The organism is Microbispora sp. NPDC088329, from assembly GCF_040685655.1.
GTDB lineage: Bacteria > Actinomycetota > Actinomycetes > Streptosporangiales > Streptosporangiaceae > Microbispora.
This window is the reverse complement of sequence record NZ_JBFBIP010000002.1, coordinates 367017-384357: the sequence shown is the minus strand read 5'-3', so window position 1 is coordinate 384357 and position 17341 is coordinate 367017. Positions and strand designations below refer to the sequence as shown.

Annotated in this window: 16 protein-coding genes; 13 read left to right on the top strand and 3 right to left on the bottom strand. The window is 72.9% G+C overall.

Annotated features, from left to right (window positions below; genetic code table 11):
• Positions 1-23: 23 nt before the first annotated feature.
• The 10 genes from AB0O28_RS06175 to AB0O28_RS06130 all read left to right on the top strand — a co-directional run bounded on the left by AB0O28_RS06175 (position 24) and on the right by AB0O28_RS06130 (position 9106).
• Positions 24-1058: an LLM class F420-dependent oxidoreductase gene (locus tag AB0O28_RS06175; protein ID WP_363636829.1), complete on the top strand. Its 1035-nt coding sequence runs from the start codon at positions 24-26 to the stop codon at positions 1056-1058.
• 178 nt (positions 1059-1236) lie between these two features.
• On the top strand, positions 1237-1770 hold the full coding sequence (locus AB0O28_RS06170; RefSeq protein WP_363636827.1) for a PadR family transcriptional regulator: 534 nt from the start codon (positions 1237-1239) through the stop codon (positions 1768-1770).
• Positions 1767-2522, top strand: coding sequence for an ABC transporter ATP-binding protein (locus AB0O28_RS06165; RefSeq protein WP_363636825.1), 756 nt, complete (start codon positions 1767-1769; stop codon positions 2520-2522). Before AB0O28_RS06170 ends, AB0O28_RS06165 begins: the two co-directional genes overlap by 4 nt.
• A 5-nt stretch (positions 2523-2527) precedes the next feature.
• Positions 2528-4318 (top strand): FtsX-like permease family protein, encoded by a 1791-nt coding sequence (locus tag AB0O28_RS06160; RefSeq protein ID WP_363636823.1) that lies wholly within the window; start codon positions 2528-2530, stop codon positions 4316-4318.
• Positions 4319-4429: 111 nt separating this feature from the next.
• Positions 4430-5488 carry a Xaa-Pro peptidase family protein gene (locus tag AB0O28_RS06155; RefSeq protein WP_363637262.1) on the top strand — a complete coding sequence of 353 codons (1059 nt, stop codon included), beginning with the start codon at positions 4430-4432 and terminating at the stop codon, positions 5486-5488.
• A gap of 25 nt (positions 5489-5513) precedes the next feature.
• On the top strand, positions 5514-6074 hold the full coding sequence (gene efp / locus AB0O28_RS06150) for an elongation factor P (RefSeq protein ID WP_346228513.1): 561 nt from the start codon (positions 5514-5516) through the stop codon (positions 6072-6074).
• A gap of 1 nt (position 6075) precedes the next feature.
• Positions 6076-6486 carry a transcription antitermination factor NusB gene (nusB, locus tag AB0O28_RS06145; protein WP_363636821.1) on the top strand — a complete coding sequence of 137 codons (411 nt, stop codon included), beginning with the start codon at positions 6076-6078 and terminating at the stop codon, positions 6484-6486.
• Between the two features lie 85 nt (positions 6487-6571).
• Entirely contained in the window at positions 6572-7294 is a 723-nt protein-coding gene (locus tag AB0O28_RS06140; protein ID WP_363636819.1) for a methyltransferase domain-containing protein, read from the top strand.
• Positions 7295-7336: 42 nt separating this feature from the next.
• The gene (locus tag AB0O28_RS06135) at positions 7337-8581 is read left to right on the top strand and encodes a DNA polymerase IV (RefSeq protein WP_363636817.1); all 1245 of its coding nucleotides are present in this window, start codon (positions 7337-7339) and stop codon (positions 8579-8581) included.
• A 147-nt stretch (positions 8582-8728) separates the two neighbouring features.
• Positions 8729-9106, top strand: coding sequence for a DUF3040 domain-containing protein (locus AB0O28_RS06130; protein WP_363636815.1), 378 nt, complete (start codon positions 8729-8731; stop codon positions 9104-9106).
• A 178-nt stretch (positions 9107-9284) separates the two neighbouring features.
• Here the strand turns inward: AB0O28_RS06130 and AB0O28_RS06125 are convergent, their stop codons facing one another.
• The 3 genes from AB0O28_RS06125 to AB0O28_RS06115 all read right to left on the bottom strand — a co-directional run bounded on the left by AB0O28_RS06125 (position 9285) and on the right by AB0O28_RS06115 (position 14154).
• Positions 9285-11735: a DUF3488 and transglutaminase-like domain-containing protein gene (locus tag AB0O28_RS06125; RefSeq protein ID WP_363636813.1), complete on the bottom strand. Its 2451-nt coding sequence runs from the start codon at positions 11733-11735 to the stop codon at positions 9285-9287.
• A 35-nt stretch (positions 11736-11770) separates the two neighbouring features.
• Entirely contained in the window at positions 11771-13012 is a 1242-nt protein-coding gene (locus AB0O28_RS06120; protein ID WP_363636811.1) for a DUF58 domain-containing protein, read from the bottom strand.
• Positions 13013-13173: 161 nt separating this feature from the next.
• The gene (locus AB0O28_RS06115) at positions 13174-14154 is read right to left on the bottom strand and encodes a MoxR family ATPase (RefSeq protein WP_363636809.1); all 981 of its coding nucleotides are present in this window, start codon (positions 14152-14154) and stop codon (positions 13174-13176) included.
• 479 nt (positions 14155-14633) lie between these two features.
• Here AB0O28_RS06115 and mraZ point away from each other — a divergent pair, with 479 nt between their 5' ends.
• From mraZ to AB0O28_RS06100, 3 genes are all read left to right on the top strand, one after another.
• Positions 14634-15065: a division/cell wall cluster transcriptional repressor MraZ gene (mraZ, locus tag AB0O28_RS06110; protein ID WP_079318531.1), complete on the top strand. Its 432-nt coding sequence runs from the start codon at positions 14634-14636 to the stop codon at positions 15063-15065.
• Positions 15066-15351: 286 nt separating this feature from the next.
• Entirely contained in the window at positions 15352-16275 is a 924-nt protein-coding gene (gene rsmH, locus AB0O28_RS06105) for a 16S rRNA (cytosine(1402)-N(4))-methyltransferase RsmH (protein ID WP_363636807.1), read from the top strand.
• Entirely contained in the window at positions 16272-17123 is an 852-nt protein-coding gene (locus AB0O28_RS06100; protein ID WP_363636805.1) for a hypothetical protein, read from the top strand. The genes rsmH and AB0O28_RS06100 overlap by 4 nt, the downstream gene beginning before the upstream one ends.
• Positions 17124-17341 lie beyond the last annotated feature (218 nt).

Genomic DNA, 17341 nt, shown 5'->3' with positions numbered 1-17341 from the left:
GTTGACGCGGAAGGATGAAGCGGATGCGGATCGGGATGGCCCTCAACTATTCGGGGGGCTTCAAGGAGACCGTCGCCGAGCTGGCCGACTACGAGAAGGCCGGGCTGGACATCGTCTTCGTGGCCGAGGCGTACAGCTTCGACGCCGTCAGCCAGCTCGGCTACATCGCGGCGAGGACCGAGCGGCTGCAGATCGCCTCGGGCATCCTGCCCATCTACTCCCGCACGCCGGCCCTGCTGGCCATGACGGCCGCGGGGCTCGACTACGTCTCCGACGGGCGCTTCACGCTGGGCCTCGGCGCGTCCGGGCCGCAGGTCATCGAGGGCTTCCACGGCGTGCCGTACACCGCGCCGCTGGGCCGCACCCGAGAGGTCATCGAGATCTGCCGCAAGGTGTGGCGGCGCGAACGGCTGGAGTACGCGGGCAGGCACTACACGCTGCCCCTGGAGGGCGGCACCGGCCTCGGCAAGCCGCTCAAGCTGATCAACCATCCGGTGCGCGAGCGCGTCCCGATCGTGATCGCGGCCATCGGGCCCAAGAACGTGAAGCTCGCGGCCGAGCTGGCGGAGGGCTGGGAACCGATCTTCTTCATGCCCGAGAAGGCCGGCGAGGTGTGGGGCCCGTCGCTGGCCGCCGGCCGGGAGCGCCGGGACCCCGCGCTCGGCGAGCTCGACGTCATCGCGCAGGCCGTGCTGGCGATCGGCGACGACGCCGACGGCGTGCTGGAGCTCGGCCGGTCCATGGCCGCCCTCTACATCGGCGGCATGGGCGCCAAGGGAAAGAACTTCTATAACGACCTCGCCCGCCGCTACGGCTACGAGAAGGAGGCCGAGCAGATCCAGGACCTCTACCTGGAGGGCAAGAAGAAGGAGGCCGAGGCGCTGGTGCCGCGGGAACTGCTGGAGCGTGTGTCGCTCGTCGGCCCGGAGGGCCACATCAGGGAGCGGCTGGCGGCCCTGCGCGAGGCGGGGGTCACGACGCTCAACGTCGCCCCCGTGGCCCACACCCACGAGGAGCGCGTGCGGCTCATCGAGAAGATCCGCGACCTGGCCTCCTGAGCCGTCCGGCGGCGCGGGGAGCCGGCTGTCCCGCGCCGCCCGTCCCGCGCCGGCCGCCCCCGCTGTCTTCGCCTCCCTCCCCGATCGGCGGCGGGCGAGTCCACGAGATCGCCGTGTGCAGCGCTTTGACACGTCCTATGGGTAACCGCTATCTATTGGCCAACCGTTAGGGGGTGACATGCAGGACGCGGTGCTGGCGATGCTCGCCAAGGAGCCGTCGCACGGGTACCACTTGCACGCCCGGCTGCGGCGCGGTCTCGGCCCGCTGGGCGAGTCGATGAATCGCGGTCAGATCTATGTGACGCTGGCCCGGTTGGAGCGGGCGGGGCTGGTCGTCTGCGAGCGGGCGGACGGCCTGCCCGAGCGGCCGGAGCGCAAGGTCTACGCGCTGACGCCGGCCGGGCAGCAACGGGTGGCCGCCTGGCTGGCCGAGGTGGGCTGGCCGAAACCGGACCTGGCGGAGTTTCATCTCAAGCTCACCGCCGCCGCCGCGGCCCGGCTGGCCGACCCGGTGCAGCTGGTGGCGGCGCAGCGCCGGGAGCTGCTGCGCCACCTGCGTGAGGCGCAGCAGGCGGCGCTTGCCGAGCCGGCGGGGTCGGGCGCGGGCCTGCTGCTGGAAGGGGTCGTGCTGCGGTTGCAGGCGGACCTGCGCTGGCTGGACGCCTGCGAGCGGGCCTGGTCCGAAGCCGACGGCGGAATCGAGGGCGGATGAACGTGCCGAGCGCCGTGGTCCGGGCCCGCGGCCTGGTGAAGACGCATGGCCGGGGACAGGGCCGGGTCCGCGCGGTGGACGAGGTCGACCTGGAGGTGCCCCAGGGACAGACGCTGGCGGTGATGGGGCCGAGCGGCTGCGGGAAGTCGACTCTGCTGCACCTCCTGGGTGGCCTGGAGCGGCCCACGGATGGACAGGTGTGGGTGGCAGGGCGGCGCATCGACACGCTGAGCGAGCGGGCTCTGGCGCGCATGCGGCGCCGGTCGGTGGGGTTCGTCTTCCAGGCCTTCCATCTGGTGGAGGAGTTGTCGGCGGCCGAGAACGTGGAGCTGCCCGCGCTGCTGGCGGGGCGCTCGCGCCGCGAGGCCGGGCGCCGCGCGAGCCTGCTGCTGGAGCGGGTGGGGCTCGCCGACCGCGCCCGGCACCTGCCGTCGCGGCTGTCGGGCGGGCAGCGCCAGCGGGTCGCCGTCGCTCGCGCGCTGGTCAACGACCCGCTGGTCGTCTTCGCCGACGAGCCGACGGGCAACCTCGACACCGCGGCGACCCTCGACATGCTGAGGATCTTCGAAGACCTGCGGGCCGCGGGGCAGACCCTCGTGATCGTCACGCACGACGAGCGGGTCGCGTCCACCGCCGACCGGCTGATCTCGATGCGCGACGGGATGTTCGTCGACGACACCCGGCTGGCCGGCACCGGCCCCAGCACCGGGCGGCTCGGCGGGCTCGGCGGGCTGATCGGGCTGGAGGGCTGAACGCCATGGGCTCCGTCGTGCTCGTCGTGCGTCTGGTGCTGGCCGACGTGCGCCGGCACAGGGCACAGGCCGCGATGCTCCTGCTCGCGGTGACCGTGGCCACCGCCACGATGGCCCTGGGCCTGTCCCTGCGCGGCGTGAGCGACGCGCTGTACGAGCAGACCCGCGCGGCCACCGCCGGGCCGGACGTGGTCGCGCTCTCCGGCGACACCGGGCCCGCCGTGACCTCGGCCCTGGCCTCGCTTGCGGACGCTCCCGAAGTGATCGCCCATCACGGTCCCTATCGCATCGTCTACGCCACCCTCGGCACGCGCGATTCCGTCTCGTCCCCGGTGGTGGTGCAGGGCTTCGCCGAGACGCCCGGCGCGGTCAACCGGCCGCTGGTGACCTCGGGCCGTTGGGTACGTTCCGGCGGCACGGTCCTCGAGCGCGGCTTCGCCACCGCACTGGGCGTCGGCGTCGGCGACCACGTCACCATCGCCGGCCGGTCCTACCCCGTCGTCGGGATCGCCGTCACCGCGGCCACCTCCATCTACCCCTGGGCGGCGCAGATCGGCCCGGGCGGCGGCCCCAGCGACTACAGCGGCCTGGCCTGGATGACCCGGTCGGACGCCCGGACGCTGGCGTCGTCCCACGATCTCCCGGTGACCACGGCCGTGGACCTCAAGCTGCGCGACCCCGCCGCCGCCGAGGCATTCCGCCACGCCCACCGGCTCGTCGACATCAGGATCAACTTCCACTCCTGGCAGTTCACCGCCGTACAGGACATGGTCATCCTCAGGGACACCCAGCCGATCCTGGTCGTCGGCAGCTGGCTGCTCAGCTTCCTGGCCATCACCGGAGTGGCGGCGCTGGCCGCGGGACGCGCCGTCGAGCAGACGCGCAGGGCCGGGCTGCTCAAGGCCGTCGGCGCCGCCCCGGGCCTGATCGCCACCGTTCTGCTCACCGAGTATCTGGCGCTGGCGCTGGCCGGCGACGCGCTGGGGCTGGTGATCGCCCGCCTGACCGTGCCCGCCATCGCCAGCCCCACCGCCAGCCGGATCGGCGACGCCTTCGGGCCCGGTGGTGCCACCGTCGCCGCGGCGACCGTCCTCGCCGTGTCGGTGGCGGTGCTGTCCACGCTGCGCCCCACGCTGCGGGCCATGCGCACGGCGACCGTCACGGCGCTGTCCGCCACCGCTCACCAGCCCCGTCACCGGCCCTGGCTCACCGCGCTGTCCGCGCTGCTGCCCACGCCGCTGCTGCTCGGGCTGCGGCTGACCGCCCGCCGGCCGGGCCGCGCCGTGCTGCAGGCGTGTGCCACCGCCACCACGGTGATCGCGATCGTCGCCCTGCTGACCCTCCACGCCCAGCCGGAGAGGGGCTACGGCCTGAACGGCTCATCCGCCCTGCCCAACCTGCGCGGCGAGCACGACCGCATGCTGATGCTCGCCGTCACCATCCTGCTGGTCGCACTCGCCGTCGTGAACACCGTCACCTTCACCTGGACCACCGCCATGGAGGCCCGGGCGAACATGGCCATCGCGCGTACGCTCGGCGCCACCCCGGGACAGATCTCCGCGGGGCTGTCCGCCGCCCAGCTCCTGCCCGGCCTGCCCGGTGCCCTCATCGGCGGCCCTCTGGGCGCCGGCCTGCTCTCGCTCTTCTCGGCCAGGAACGCGGTGGAGGCACCCTCCTCCTGGCTGCTCGGCGCCGCACTCGCGACTCTCGTGGCGACGGCGGCACTCACCGCCCTGCCCGCACGCCTGGCGGCCCGCCGGTCCGTGGCACAGACCCTCAGCGCCGAAGCGGCGTGACCGGCCCCGTCCGGCGGACCGCCGGCCGTCAGACCGGCGGCGAGGGGCAGGCTCCTGAACTGGATCTGCCAGGTGAGAGACGCCCCGCGTGGGCGTAAAGTCCCGGGCGTGATGCACACATCCCGCCGCGCGCGCCTGGCCGGGGCGCTGCGCGAGCACGAGGCCGCGGCGGCCCTCGTCACCTGGCCGGTCAACGTCCGCTACCTGACCGGCCTGACGAGCTCCAACGCCGCCGTGCTCGTCACCGCGGCGGGTGAGGCCGTGCTCGCCACCGACTCGCGCTACCTGGAGACGGCCCGGGCGATGTGCTCGGGCGTCGAGGTGATCGAGGACCGCGACGTCGCGGGAGCCCTGCTCGCGCGGGGGCCGGGCGCGGCGAAGGTGCTGGTGGAGGCCGACCACATGCCGGTGGGGCTGTTCCTGCGGCTGTCCGCCGATCACGCCGCCCTGGCGCCGGTCGGCGGACTCGTGGAGACCGTCAGGGCCGTGAAGGACGAGGGGGAGATCGCGGCGCTGCGCCGGGCCTGCGCGATCACCGACGAGGCGTTCTCCCTGGTCGTGGAGCGCATCGCTCCCGGCGTCACCGAGCGGCAGGTCGCCCGGTGGCTGGAGGCCGCCATGGTCGAGCTCGGCGCCGACAAGCCGGCCTTCGACTCCATCGTGGCGAGCGGCCCCAACGGGTCGATCCCGCACCACTCGCCCTCGGAGCGGCCGATCGAGCGGGGTGACCTGGTCACCATGGACTTCGGCGCCCGCTACGACGGCTACCACGCCGACATGACCCGCACCGTCGCCGTGGGCCCGCCCACCCCGTGGCAGCGCGACCTCTACGACCTCGTACGGCAGGCCCAGCGTGCGGGCCGGCACGCCGTACGGCCGGGGGCGACGGCGCACGAGGTGGACGCCGCGGCTCGTGACGTGATCGCGCGGGCGGGCCACGCCGAGCGGTTCGGCCACGGGCTGGGTCACGGAGTCGGCCTGGAGATCCACGAGCTGCCGTTCCTGGGCCCTGGCAGGACCGGTAGACTAGAGGATCGAGTTCCGATCACCGTCGAGCCGGGGGTATATCTCCCGGGCAGGGGCGGTGTGCGCATCGAGGACACGCTGGTGACGCGTGGTGACGGGCCGGAGCTTCTCACACTGACGACCAAGGAGCTGCTCGTCCTGTAGGGCAGCCGCACGCGGGAGACGCTACGTGGCGACGACGAACGACCTGAAGAACGGACTCGTGCTCAAGCTCGACGATGGGCAGCTGTGGACCGTTGTCGAGTTCCAGCACGTCAAGCCGGGTAAGGGCGGCGCGTTCGTCCGCACCAAGCTCAAGAACGTCCTGTCCGGCAAGGTCGTCGACAAGACCTTCAACGCCGGCGTGAAGGTCGACGTGGCGAACGTCGACAAGCGGGACATGCAGTACTCCTACCTCGACGGCGACGACTTCGTCTTCATGGACACCGAGACCTACGACATGGTCAACATCCCGCGTTCGGTCGTCGGCACCGCCGCCAACTACATGCTGGAGAACACGACCGCGACCGTCGCCTTCAACGAGGGCAACCCGCTGTACGTCGACCTCCCGGCGGCCGTCGAGCTGACCATCTCGCACACCGACCCGGGCCTGCAGGGCGACCGCTCCACCGGCGGCACCAAGCCCGCCACTCTGGAGACCGGCGCCGAGATCAAGGTCCCGCTCTTCATCACGACCGGCGAAAAGGTCAAGGTCGACACTCGCACCGGCGAGTACCTCGGTCGGGCCTGACGTGTCGGCTCGGGGGAAGGCCCGCCGCCGCGCGCTGGACATCCTCTTCGAGGCCGAGGCACGGCAGCTGAGCCCGCTCGACGTGCTCGCCGAGCGGGTGGAGCGGGCGGACCCGCCGGTCAACGAATACACGTCCTTTCTCGTCGAGGGCGTGGTCCGGCACCTGGAGCGCATCGACGAGCTGATCTCGACGTACGCCGAGGGCTGGACCCTGGAGCGCATGCCCGCCGTGGACCGCAACGTCCTGCGCGGCGGGACCTACGAGATGCTGTGGTCGGAGGAGGTCCCGGAGGGCGTGGTCATCAGCGAGTGGGTGCACCTGGTCGCGGAGCTGTCGACCGACGAGTCGCCGCAGTTCGTCAACGGACTGCTGGCCCGCTTCAAGCAGCTCAAGCCCTCGCTTTCGCTCTGACCCCACGTCCCTAGGACCGGCGGCTCCGGGAGACCGGCGGTTCCGGGGGCCGACAGCTTCGAGAGGCCCGACAGGGAGGCCGTAAGTGCGTGACGCCACACGCCGAGCCGTCGTCTGGGAGGCGCTGCGCGCGCTCCTGGCCGAGCGGACGGCCGCCACCGGGCGCGACACGCTCGACATCGTGGACGCCGGCGGCGGCACGGGCGGCTTCGCCGTGCCGCTGGCCACGCTCGGACACGCCGTGACCGTGGTCGACCCGACCCCGGACTCGCTGGCCGCGCTGGAGCGCCGCGCGGCGGAGACGGGCGTCGGCGTGAAGGGCCTGCAGGGCGACGCCGCCGACCTCGGCGAGCTGCTCGAGCCCGGCAGCGCCGATCTGGTGCTGTGCCACAGCGTGCTGGAGTACGTCGAGGACCCGGCGGGCGCCCTGGGCGCGGTCGGCGGCATCCTGCGGCCGGGCGGGGTGGTGAGCGTGCTGGCCGCCAACTCGGTCGCCACGGCCGTCCACCGCTCGCTGGCCGGCCACTTCGACGAGGCGCGCCGGGTGCTGTCGGACCCGGCGGGCCGCTGGGGCGACCGCGACCCGACGCCGCGCCGCTTCTCCCGCGAGACGCTGGGCGCGCTGCTGGCCGGCGCCGGGTTCACCGTCGGCGAGGTGCAGGGCGTGCGGATCTTCGCCGACCTCGTCCCGGGCATGCTGGCCGAGGGCGACCCCGACGGCCTGGTCGCACTGGAGCGGGCGGCGGCGACCCATCCGGTGCTCCGCGACGTCGCCACCCAGATCCATGTCGTCGCCTACCGCCAGTAGAAACAATGTTCGGATAATGCGGTGGTCGGGTAGGCTGGTCTCATGTCCCGGAACCAGCTGCTGCCTCGGGATCCGTCGCCACCGCCGGACGGGCCGGTCGACGACAGCGGCTGCCCCATCCTGCACGTGGACATGGACGCCTTCTACGCCAGCGTCGAGCTGCTCGACCGTCCGGAGCTGCGGGGCACCCCGGTCATCGTGGGCGCGACCGGCGCGCGAGGAGTGGTGCTCAGCGCCACCTACGAGGCCCGCCGGTTCGGGGTCCACTCGGCGATGCCGATGACGCGGGCCCGGCGTATCTGCCCGCAGGCCACGGTCATCCCGCCCCGGCACGCCGCGTACGCCGAGGTGTCCCGCGGCGTCATGGAGATCTTCCAGTCGATCACTCCGGAGGTCGAGCCGATCGCCTCCGACGAGGCGTTCCTCGACGTCGGCGGGGCCCGCCGCAGGCTCGGCAGCCCCGTGGCCATCGCCCGGATGATCCGTGCCCAGGTCGCCGAGCGGTACGGCATCACCTGCTCGGTGGGGGTGGCGAGCACGAAGTTCGTGGCCAAGCTCGCCTCGCGGCAGTGCAAGCCGGACGGCCTGCTCGTGGTCCCGGCCGACCGGGTCGTGGAGTTCCTGCACCCGTTGCCCGTCGCCGCCCTGTGGGGCGTGGGGGAGCGCACCGAGCAGGCCCTCGTACGGCTCGGCATCCGCACCGTGGGGGATCTGGCCCAGGTGCCGGTGACGACGCTCCAGCGTGAGTTCGGCGCCGTCGGCGCGCACCTCGCGGCCCTGGCGTGGGGCCGCGACGAGCGCCGGGTGGTGCCGCACGCGCCCGACAAGAGCATCGGCAACGAGGAGACGTTTCCCCACGACGTCGACGACCCCGAGACGATCAGGCGTGAGCTGCTGCGGCTGTCGGAGCGGGTGGCCGCGCGCCTGCGGTCCGGCGGGCACGTCGGCCGAACGGTCAGCGTCAAACTCCGCCGATCCGACTTCACGACCATCACCCGGTCGCGTACGCTGCGCGAGGCTACCGACGTCGCGAAGGAGATTTTCGACACATCATGCGGGCTCTTCGAGGCCGCCGGGCTGGAGCGGGTGCGGCTGCGGCTGGTCGGCGTGCGCGTGGAGAACCTGCTCCCGGCCGCCGCGGCGACCCGCCAGCTGGGCCTGGGCGAGCGGGAGACCGGCTGGCGGGAGGCGGAACAGGCCATGGACCGCGCCGCTCGCCGCTTCGGTCCGGACGCGGTGAAGCCGGCGTCGCTTGTTCGGCGTCCGTTTGGTCCAATAGGTCCATGACGTCACCTCCGGTTTGGACCGCGTTGGACGTTTTCTTTCGCCTACGTCTGAGGCCTCGTATTCTGGGGATAACCGACCGCGAGGTTCGGACACCCCGTGTCGTCCGTTGCCGTCTTCCCCTGAATGGGGCCGTCCTTGGGAGGCGCCGTGCCGCTGTCTGAGCACGAGCAGCGCTTGCTCGACCAGATCGAGCAGGCCCTCTATGCCGAGGACCCGAAGTGGGCGAACACCGTACGGATCAGTGATCCGCGCAGCCACTACAAGCGCCGCCTGGTGAAGGCCTCCATAGGCTTCGCACTCGGCGTGGTCCTGCTGATGGTCGGCGTCGTCGCGGCCCAGATCTGGCTCGGTGCCGCCGGCTTCGTGGTCATGCTGGCCACCTGTCTGTGGGGCCTGTCGAGCTGGAAGCGCATGAACGGGTTCAATGACTCCCCGCCGTCCCGCAACCGGAGCCGCCGTCCCCAGCGGCAGAGCTTCATGGAGCGCATGGAAGAGCGCTGGCGTCGCCGCCACGACGAGCACTGATCCCCATCTGAACCACTGCTCCCCATTTGAGCCACCGTCGGTGGGCCCGCTCCGCGGGCCCACCGAGTCGTCTGCGGCGACCGGCGCTCTTTCCCGTCCCCGCACGGCAGGGGCTTCCGTCCCCGCACGGCAGGGACTCCGCCCCCCGCATGGCAGGGGCGGGCGGGGAGGCGGCAGATCAGCGGCGGGCGCCGGTCAGAGTCCGGTCCTTGCCGGAATCGCCGCTTCCCGCCGCCGCCGCCGCGCCGGGACGCCTCGCGGCCGCGGCCGTCTCACGCGCGCCCGTCCGCCCTGTCCGCCAGAGCCGGAGCCGCAGTCCCTCCAGCCGGTCGAACACGTCGAGCACGCCCTCGCCGGCCGCCCGCACCCGCAGCAGGACGGACATCGGGGCAAGTGCGGCCCCCAGGCGCCGCCACCGTGAGGTCCTCGCCGCCAGATCGCGCCTGATGTGACGCAGGTCCGCCGGGACGGGCCCCGACGCCGAGGGCGTGGGGGCGTACCTCAGCCGTTCCTCGGATGTGACGACGCGGGCGAGCGACTCGGCGGCCTGCGGCCCGAGCGGGTGCCGCCCGGCGATCCGGCGGCCGAGCGCGCGCGGCGTCTCGCCTGGTTCCCCGGCCATGCCCAGGTCGGTGAGCGTGTCGCGCAGCTCCGCCCAGGCGGCGTGGCCGTCCGCGGCCGTCCGCGTGAGTCTGCCAAGGCGCCGGCGGCGCACCAGGAGCCGTGCGGCGGCGGGCAGCAACAGCAGCGCGAGCGCGGCGGCGGCGCCGATCCCGGCCTTGACGGCCACGGGCCTGCCCGGGTCGGCCGCGATGGCCGTGCCGTCGAGGTCGCGGTCGAGCTGGCGCGGGTTCGGCCGGACCGGCCCGGCGTCCTGGCCGGTGTCCTCCTCGTCCGACGTCGGCCCCGCGGACGGGCCCGCCGTGGGATCGGCCGTCGGCGTGACGGGCAGCGAATACGACGGCACCTGGGCCGTGCCCTGCCCGCCCGTCCCGGCGGGGGTGGGCTCGAACCGCAGCCAGCCGATGCCGTCGAAGAACAGCTCGGGCCAGGCATGCGTGTCGTGGGTGCGGACCGTCCAGACGTTGTCGATCTTGGTGCCGCCCGTGTAGCCGACGGACACCCGCGCCGGGATGTTGAGCAGACGAGCCATGACGGCCATCGCCCCGGCGAACTGCTCGCAGTAGCCCCTGCGGTCGCGCAACAGGAAGCGGGACAGCGCCTGCGCGCCCGACCCGGACGCGCGCACGTCGTAGGTGAACCGGCCGGCCTGGGTGAACCATTCCTGGAGCTCGACCGCGGCCTCGTACGGCGTGGTGGCGTCGGCGGTCACCCGGCGCGCGAGGGCGGCCACCCGGGGGTCGAGCCCGTCGGGCAGCTGCAGGTAACGGTCGCTGTCCGGAAGCGTCACCGCCGTGCGCAGCTCCGTCAGGGTGGGCTCGGGCTCCTCGGTCACCACCCGATACTCCATCCCGGCCGCCTCGTCCTCGGTGGAGAAGACCATGAGCGAGGACCGGTCGGCGCGCCAGTCGCCGTCCGCCTCGACCTGCCGCGCCGGGTACGGCAGCGGCAGGAAGTTGAGCGTGCCGATGTCCTCGCTCATCGTGACCCGCATCTCGGCCCGCTTCACCGACACCCCGGGACGGAGCCCGGGCGTCGGCGGTAGCGGCCCCTCCGACACGCGGTCCTCCGGGCGCCCGCGCAGCGGGGCCAGTGTCCACTTCGTCCCGTCGAAGATGTCGAGGGAGTAGATCCGCAGATAGCGCGACACGTCATCGCTGCTGGTGTAGGTGAGCACGGTGGCGTTGCGCTGCTGCCTGAGCTGGCCGCCGAGCTTGGCGATGGCGTCGGGGATGCCGATGTTGCCGCCGCCCCCGCCGAAGCCGTTGCCAACGCCGAAACCGAACAGCGGGTCGGGGGAGAGCGCCGGCAGCGCCGCGGGCACCAGGATCGCCAGCGCGATCGCCGTCACGCCGATGCGCTTGCCGGACAGGGCCAGCCGCTCGGTGTCGGGGGCGGCGCCGCGCGCGGAGCCGGAGGAACGGCGCACCACGACGGCCCGGCCCCAGCGGCTCAGGCGTTCCCGCCCGTCGGCGACGAGCAGGCCGATGTAGCCGAACGCCGCGATGACGAACGCGATCCACCCGATCGGCTCCGTGACCACCGCCGCGGGCACCGTGAACAGGGCGAGCAGCGGCAGCCCGGCCAGCGCGGCCCGGCGCAGCCGCACCGCGAGGACGTCCACGAGCAGGGCGATCAGCGCCACTCCCGCCGTGGTGAGCAGCGTGATGCCGGGATCGTCCGGCACCGGGGCGGCGTACCGCTGGATGTCGTCGAACCCGGAGCCGACCAGCTCGGCGAGCCGGACGATCGAGTCCTTGGTGGGGACGATCCGCAGCCACGCCTCCTCCGGCGTGAAGACGAGCGTCAGGTAGAGCAGGACCGCCACGAACGACGCGGCCGGCGCGACCCACGGGCGGGCGCCCAGGAGAGAGACCGCCAGCCCGGCCACGGTGGCCACGAGGATCGCGCCGAAGCAGGACCAGAACCAGGCGCCGCCCTCGAAGAGCGGATAGAGCGTGACCGTGACGGCCGCCGTGGCCAGCCCCGCCGCAACCGGCAGTTTCATCGCTTTCTACCTTCCGTCACGCCGGAGCGGCCGGCTCAGGCCGCGCTCCTGTTGTTTCCGGCCTGCGGCCACACGCCGGCGAGCGAGGCGCCGGCGGGCAGGTCGAGCACCCGCCACCCCGCGCCGGTCAGGACCGACCGCGCCGTCCGCGCGTTCTCCGCGGCGACGGCGTCCCAGGACGCGCCGTCCCAGGAGGCGAGGTCGAGCAGGACCGCGACGGCGGTCACGCCCGGGTGCCTGAGCTGGGCGAGCGTCCGGGCCTCCTCCGGGTCGAGCGCCCCGAGGACCGCGACGATCAGCCCCTCGCCGGCGCCCTGGCGCAGCGCGCCGACGCCGTGCTCGAGCGACCGCGCCGTGCTCTGCCGGATGACCGCGAGCGTGTCGAGCAGCGACCACGACTGGCCGGTCTCCACCACGTGCCGCGCGCCCTGGTCGGTGACCAGGCGCAGGGCGAGCCCCTCGGCGGACAGGTGTATGCCGATGGACGCGGCGGCCGAGACCGCGACCTCGAACGACGAGCGCGGCCCCTCTCCCCGGTGGGCGTGCCTGCGGGTGTCGAGCAGCAGCGCGCCCCGGCTCTGCCACTCCTGCTCCTCGCGCCTGACCATCAGTTCGCCGTGCCGTGCGGTGGAGCGCCAGTGGACCCGGCGCAGGTCGTCGCCCTGGCGGTACTCGCGAGGCGCCACGTCGTCGTCGCCCGCCGCCGCGACCGAGCGGGTGCTGCTGTCGCCTCCGCCGCTGTACTCGCCCGACAGACGCACCGGCGGCAGCGGCACCACCTCGGGGGTGACCACCAGCGTGTCGGTGATGGTGAACGAACGGGCCAGCTCGACCAGCCCGAACGGATCGGCGATCCGCACGGACAGCGGCCCGATCGGGAAGCGCCCGCGCAGGTCCGAGCTCACCTTGTAGTCGATCTCCCGGATGCCGCGTGGCTCCATCCGGTCCAGGACGAACCTCGGCCGTGTGCCCAGCGCGTACTGCAGGGTGTCCTCGACCAGCAGCAGGCCGGTGGGCAGACGGGTGACGTTCTCCAGCCGCAGGGTGACCGTGCTCTCCTCGCCCGCCTGCACCCGTGCCGGGCCCAGCCGCCGCGCGCAGGCCAGCCGGTAACGGGTGCGGGCCACGACCAGCGACGCGAGCAACGGCATCGCGATGATCAGCACGGCCACGCGGAGCAGGTCCTGCTCGCCGAGCACGAGGGCGCACAGCAGGGCCGCCACGCCGGAGGCGAGGAACGAGCGTCCTCGCGGGGTCAGAGCCTTGAGCCCGGTCATCGGCCCTCCGTCACTCGCCGGCTGTCGTTACGCGGGGGCGGGCGCCGAACCGGACGCCCTCGGAGATGCGGCGTGGCGCGGGGTTCCGCCGCGCGTGGGTCGTCCGTACTACTGGGGTCGTCACCGAAGTGGCCTCACTGGGTGCTTCGCGGGTGTCCGTGTCACGAGGCGTCGGGGACGGGGACACGCCGGAGCAGCTCGCCGACGAGCTGCTCCGGGTGGCGGCGCTGCCCCTGCGCCTCCAGGCTCGGCATCAGGCGGTGTGCCAGCACGGGGACCGCCAGGTCCTGCAGATCGTCGGGGATCACGTAGTCGCGGCCGGACAGCGCGGCGTGGGCCCGCGCGCTGCGCACCAGATGGAGGGTGGCCCGTGGGGAGGCGCCGAGCCGCAGGTCGGAAGAGTGCCTGGTGGCCGCCACGATGTCGACGGCGTAACGCTTGACCGGCTGCGAGACGTAGACCGCGCGTACGGCCTGGATCAGCGCGGCCACCTCGGCCGTGGTCGCGACCGGCTCCATCTTGTCCAGCGGCTGGGAGGCGCCGTGCACGTCGAGCATCTCCAGCTCGGCGGCCGGCTCCGGGTACCCCATCGCGATCTTGGCGGTGAAGCGGTCGCGCTGCGCCTCGGGGAGGGGATAGGTGCCCTCCATCTCGATCGGGTTCTGCGTCGCGATGACCATGAACGGCGACTCCAGCGCGTACGTCACGCCGTCGACCGTCACCTGGTGCTCCTCCATGCACTCCAGGAGGGCGGACTGCGTTTTGGGGGAGGCCCGGTTGATCTCGTCCCCGACGACGATGTTGGCGAAGACCGGTCCGGGCTTGAACTCGAACTCCCGCGTCTGCTGGTTGTACGCGCTGACCCCGGTGATGTCGCTCGGCAGCAGGTCGGGGGTGAACTGGACGCGCTTGACGGGGCAGTCGATCGAGCGCGCCAGGGCCTTGGCGAGCATCGTCTTGCCCACGCCGGGCACGTCCTCGATCAGCAGGTGGCCCTCCGCCAGGAGCACGGTGAGAGTCAGGCGGACGACGTCGCTCTTGCCCTCGATCACTGATTCGATCGCGTTGCGGATCCGGTGGGCGGTGTCGACCAGATCCTCGAGCCGGGCTGCCGCATCGGTGACGTCGGGTGTTACTGCCACCAGGCCTCCATGAGGGTGCGTCCCCGAGAATGGGGCATTAAACGTTCCTTTTCCATTCTGTGCACTGACCCTATGTCCCCTGTCGTTCCAGGGCGACTTTGTCCGGAAATCCGAGTGAACTGCCCACAGTGTTGTGGCATCTCTTCGCGGTCACGTGCCGCGCTCGTCCGAATCCCGTGACACGCAAACGCGGGGCGGCCCCGGCGCGCTCCACTTCCCCCCACCCGGCCCCCGGGGCGGCCCCGGAACCCCGTAGCCGCCGGAGGTTTCGCGAGTGCCGACACGCCCGCGCGCGCGCCGGGGGGCGCCGCGGCGCCCCACTCCGACCCACCCCATTTCACCTGCGAAAACGCCGCCGATTTTGAATGCCGGCACGTGCGGAATCAGTTGACGGTGGGGAGAAGTGGAGTATGGTGGTGCGCAGTGGAGGGCAGGGGCTATAGCGCTGAGCGCTCCACAAGGCACAGGAGGTGGGTCCGGTGTTCCTCGGCACCCACCACCCACGCCTCGACGACAAAGGACGGCTGTTCCTGCCGGCGAAGTATCGCGAGGAGCTGGCGGAGGGTCTGGTGATCACCAAAGGCCAGGAGCGCTGCCTCTACGTCTTCCCCGTAGAGGAGTTCCAGCGCATCACCGAGGCCCTGCGCACCGCTCCGGTGACGGCGAAGGCGGTCCGCGACTACAGCCGTGTCTTCTTCGCCAGCGCGTCCGACGAGGTGCCGGACAAGCAAGGACGCATCACGATTCCCCAGACGCTGCGGCGGTACGCCGGGCTGGAACGTGACTGCGTCGTGATCGGCGCCAACACGCGGCTGGAGATTTGGGACGCCCAGGCGTGGGACACCTACCTGGAGGCCCAGGAGCAGGCATTCTCCGATCTGTCGGAGGAGGTGCTGCCCGGGATTCTGTAGATCGTTCTTTCCTTTTGATCAATTGACCCGTCGGTGACGTTCGGCGAGGTCTCCACCCGCTCCCATGTGGCAGCTGATGCACCTTCCCCGGTGTCAGACGCCACGGCCGGCGACGCGGATGGGGACCTGGCCGGACGGGTCGGTTTCCTCCCGGGAACCGGCATGGGTGGGGATCCGTTGGGTAGTCACCGGCGGCACAGCCGCGAATCCGCGAGTACTGCGGCGTAAATGGGGGTTGGAAGCGTTGTCGCAAGAGCCCGGTCAGCCGGGTGGTCACGTTCCGGTCATGCTCGATCGCGTACTGGAGTTGCTCGCTCCGGCGCTGTCCGGGCCGGAACCGGTGGCCGTGGACGCCAACCTGGGTCTCGGCGGGCACGCCGAGGCGCTTCTGGCCGCCCACCCCTCTCTCCATCTCATCGGCATCGACCGCGACCCCACCGCCATCGAGCGTTCCACCGCACGGCTCGCGCCGTACGCGGACCGCGTCACCTTGGTGCGCGCCGTCTCCGACGAACTTGCCGACGTGCTCCACGACGCCGGACGGCCCCGCGTGGACGCCGCGCTGTTCGACCTCGGCGTGTCCTCCCCTCAGCTCGACGAGGCCGAGCGCGGTTTCGCCTACTCCTACGACGCCCCCCTCGACATGCGGATGGACCGCGAGCAGGAGCTCACCGCCGAGCATGTGGTGAACACCTACTCCGCCGCGGACCTCACCCGAATCCTGCGCGACTACGGCGAGGAGCGTTTCGCGGCACGCGTCGCGAACCTCGTCGTCAAGGAGCGTGCCAAGGACCCCATCACCAGCACGAAACGGCTTGCCGACCTGGTCCGCGCGGCGATACCCGCCGCGACGAGGCGGACCGGGGGCAACCCCGCGAAGAGAACGTTCCAGGCGCTGCGCATCGAGGTGAACGGGGAGCTGTCGGCGCTCGAGCGCGCGCTCCCCGCCGCGCTCGCCGCGCTCGCGCTGGGCGGGCGCGTGGTCGTGCTCGCCTATCACTCCCTGGAGGACCGGCTCACCAAGCAGGTCCTCGTGGCGCGAACCAGGGACACCAGCCCCCCCGGGCTGCCCGTCCCCCTGGAGGCTCACCAGCCCCGGTTCCGCCTACTGACGAGGGGAGCGGAGCTCCCGGACGACGAGGAGGTGGCCCGCAACCCGCGGGCGACCTCGGCCCGCTTGCGGGCGGCAGAGAGGATCCGCGAGGGATGAGGACAGAGCAGGAGACCAGGAGGGCGGCCGCGCGCACGGCCGTGCCGCCGCGCGTGCCCGGCCGCACGCCGGGCCGGGCCGCCGCGACGGCGGGCGAGACCGCGGCCACTCCGGGCAAGCGCCGTGTCCGCCCCGGCGCCCCCACGGCGGGTGACGAGCGTGCGCGCGAGGCCGTTCCGGCTCCCCGGCCGGGCGCGGACGGCCGGCGCCAAGGCGAGGCCGTTCCGGCTCCCCGGAGGTCCCGTACGGACGCGCGCCGGGGTGAGGCGGTTCCGGCCGCCCGGCCCGACGGCGCGCGGGCGGCGTCCGCCGGTTCCGTCGCGGCCCCGAAGCGTGACGGCGCCCGGGCGCGTACGGCCGCCCCCGCCGCTCCCGGTACGGCCACGCCCCGTACGGGCGCCCGTCCCGCGCCGTCCCGTGAGGCCCGGAGCCTCACCGAGGTCGCGCCCACGCCGCGAACCGCCCGGCGCGGCGGCTCCGAAACCCGGCCGGCGGCGTCCACGCGTGCCACAATGGCGCGGCGGGCGTTCCGGCGGCCGGCGAGGGCGCCGTTCGTGCTCCTCGTCGTGGGACTCATGTGCGGCGGCCTGGTGACTCTCCTGCTGCTCAACACGGTTCTCGCGCAGGACTCGTTCAGACTGAGCGACCTGCGGTCGAGCATCGACGAGCTGCACGAGCAGGCCGCGGAGCAGGAGAACCAGCTCCGTCAGTGGACGCAGCCGAACGCGGTGCGGGAGCAGGCCGCCGGGCAGGGCCTCGAACCCGACAGGACCGCACCGAAGTTCATCGACGCGGGCGGCGGCGCGACGACGCCGGAGCAAGCCCAGAAGGAGGGCACGGACCGGTGAGAGACAGCGGCCGGAACCCGGGTCCCGGCCGCGGGGGTCCCAGCGGGCGCGGCGGTGGCCAGGGCCCGGGCGGTGACAGGAGGAGCCCGGGCTCCCCGGGGCGGCCGTCGAGGCAGGACGGGCCGCCGAGGCCCGGTCGTCAGGGCCGGTCCTCCGATCCCGGCCCTGACGACACCGGCCCTGACGGCAGGGCGAGCGGCCCGGTCCGGCGCGGCGGG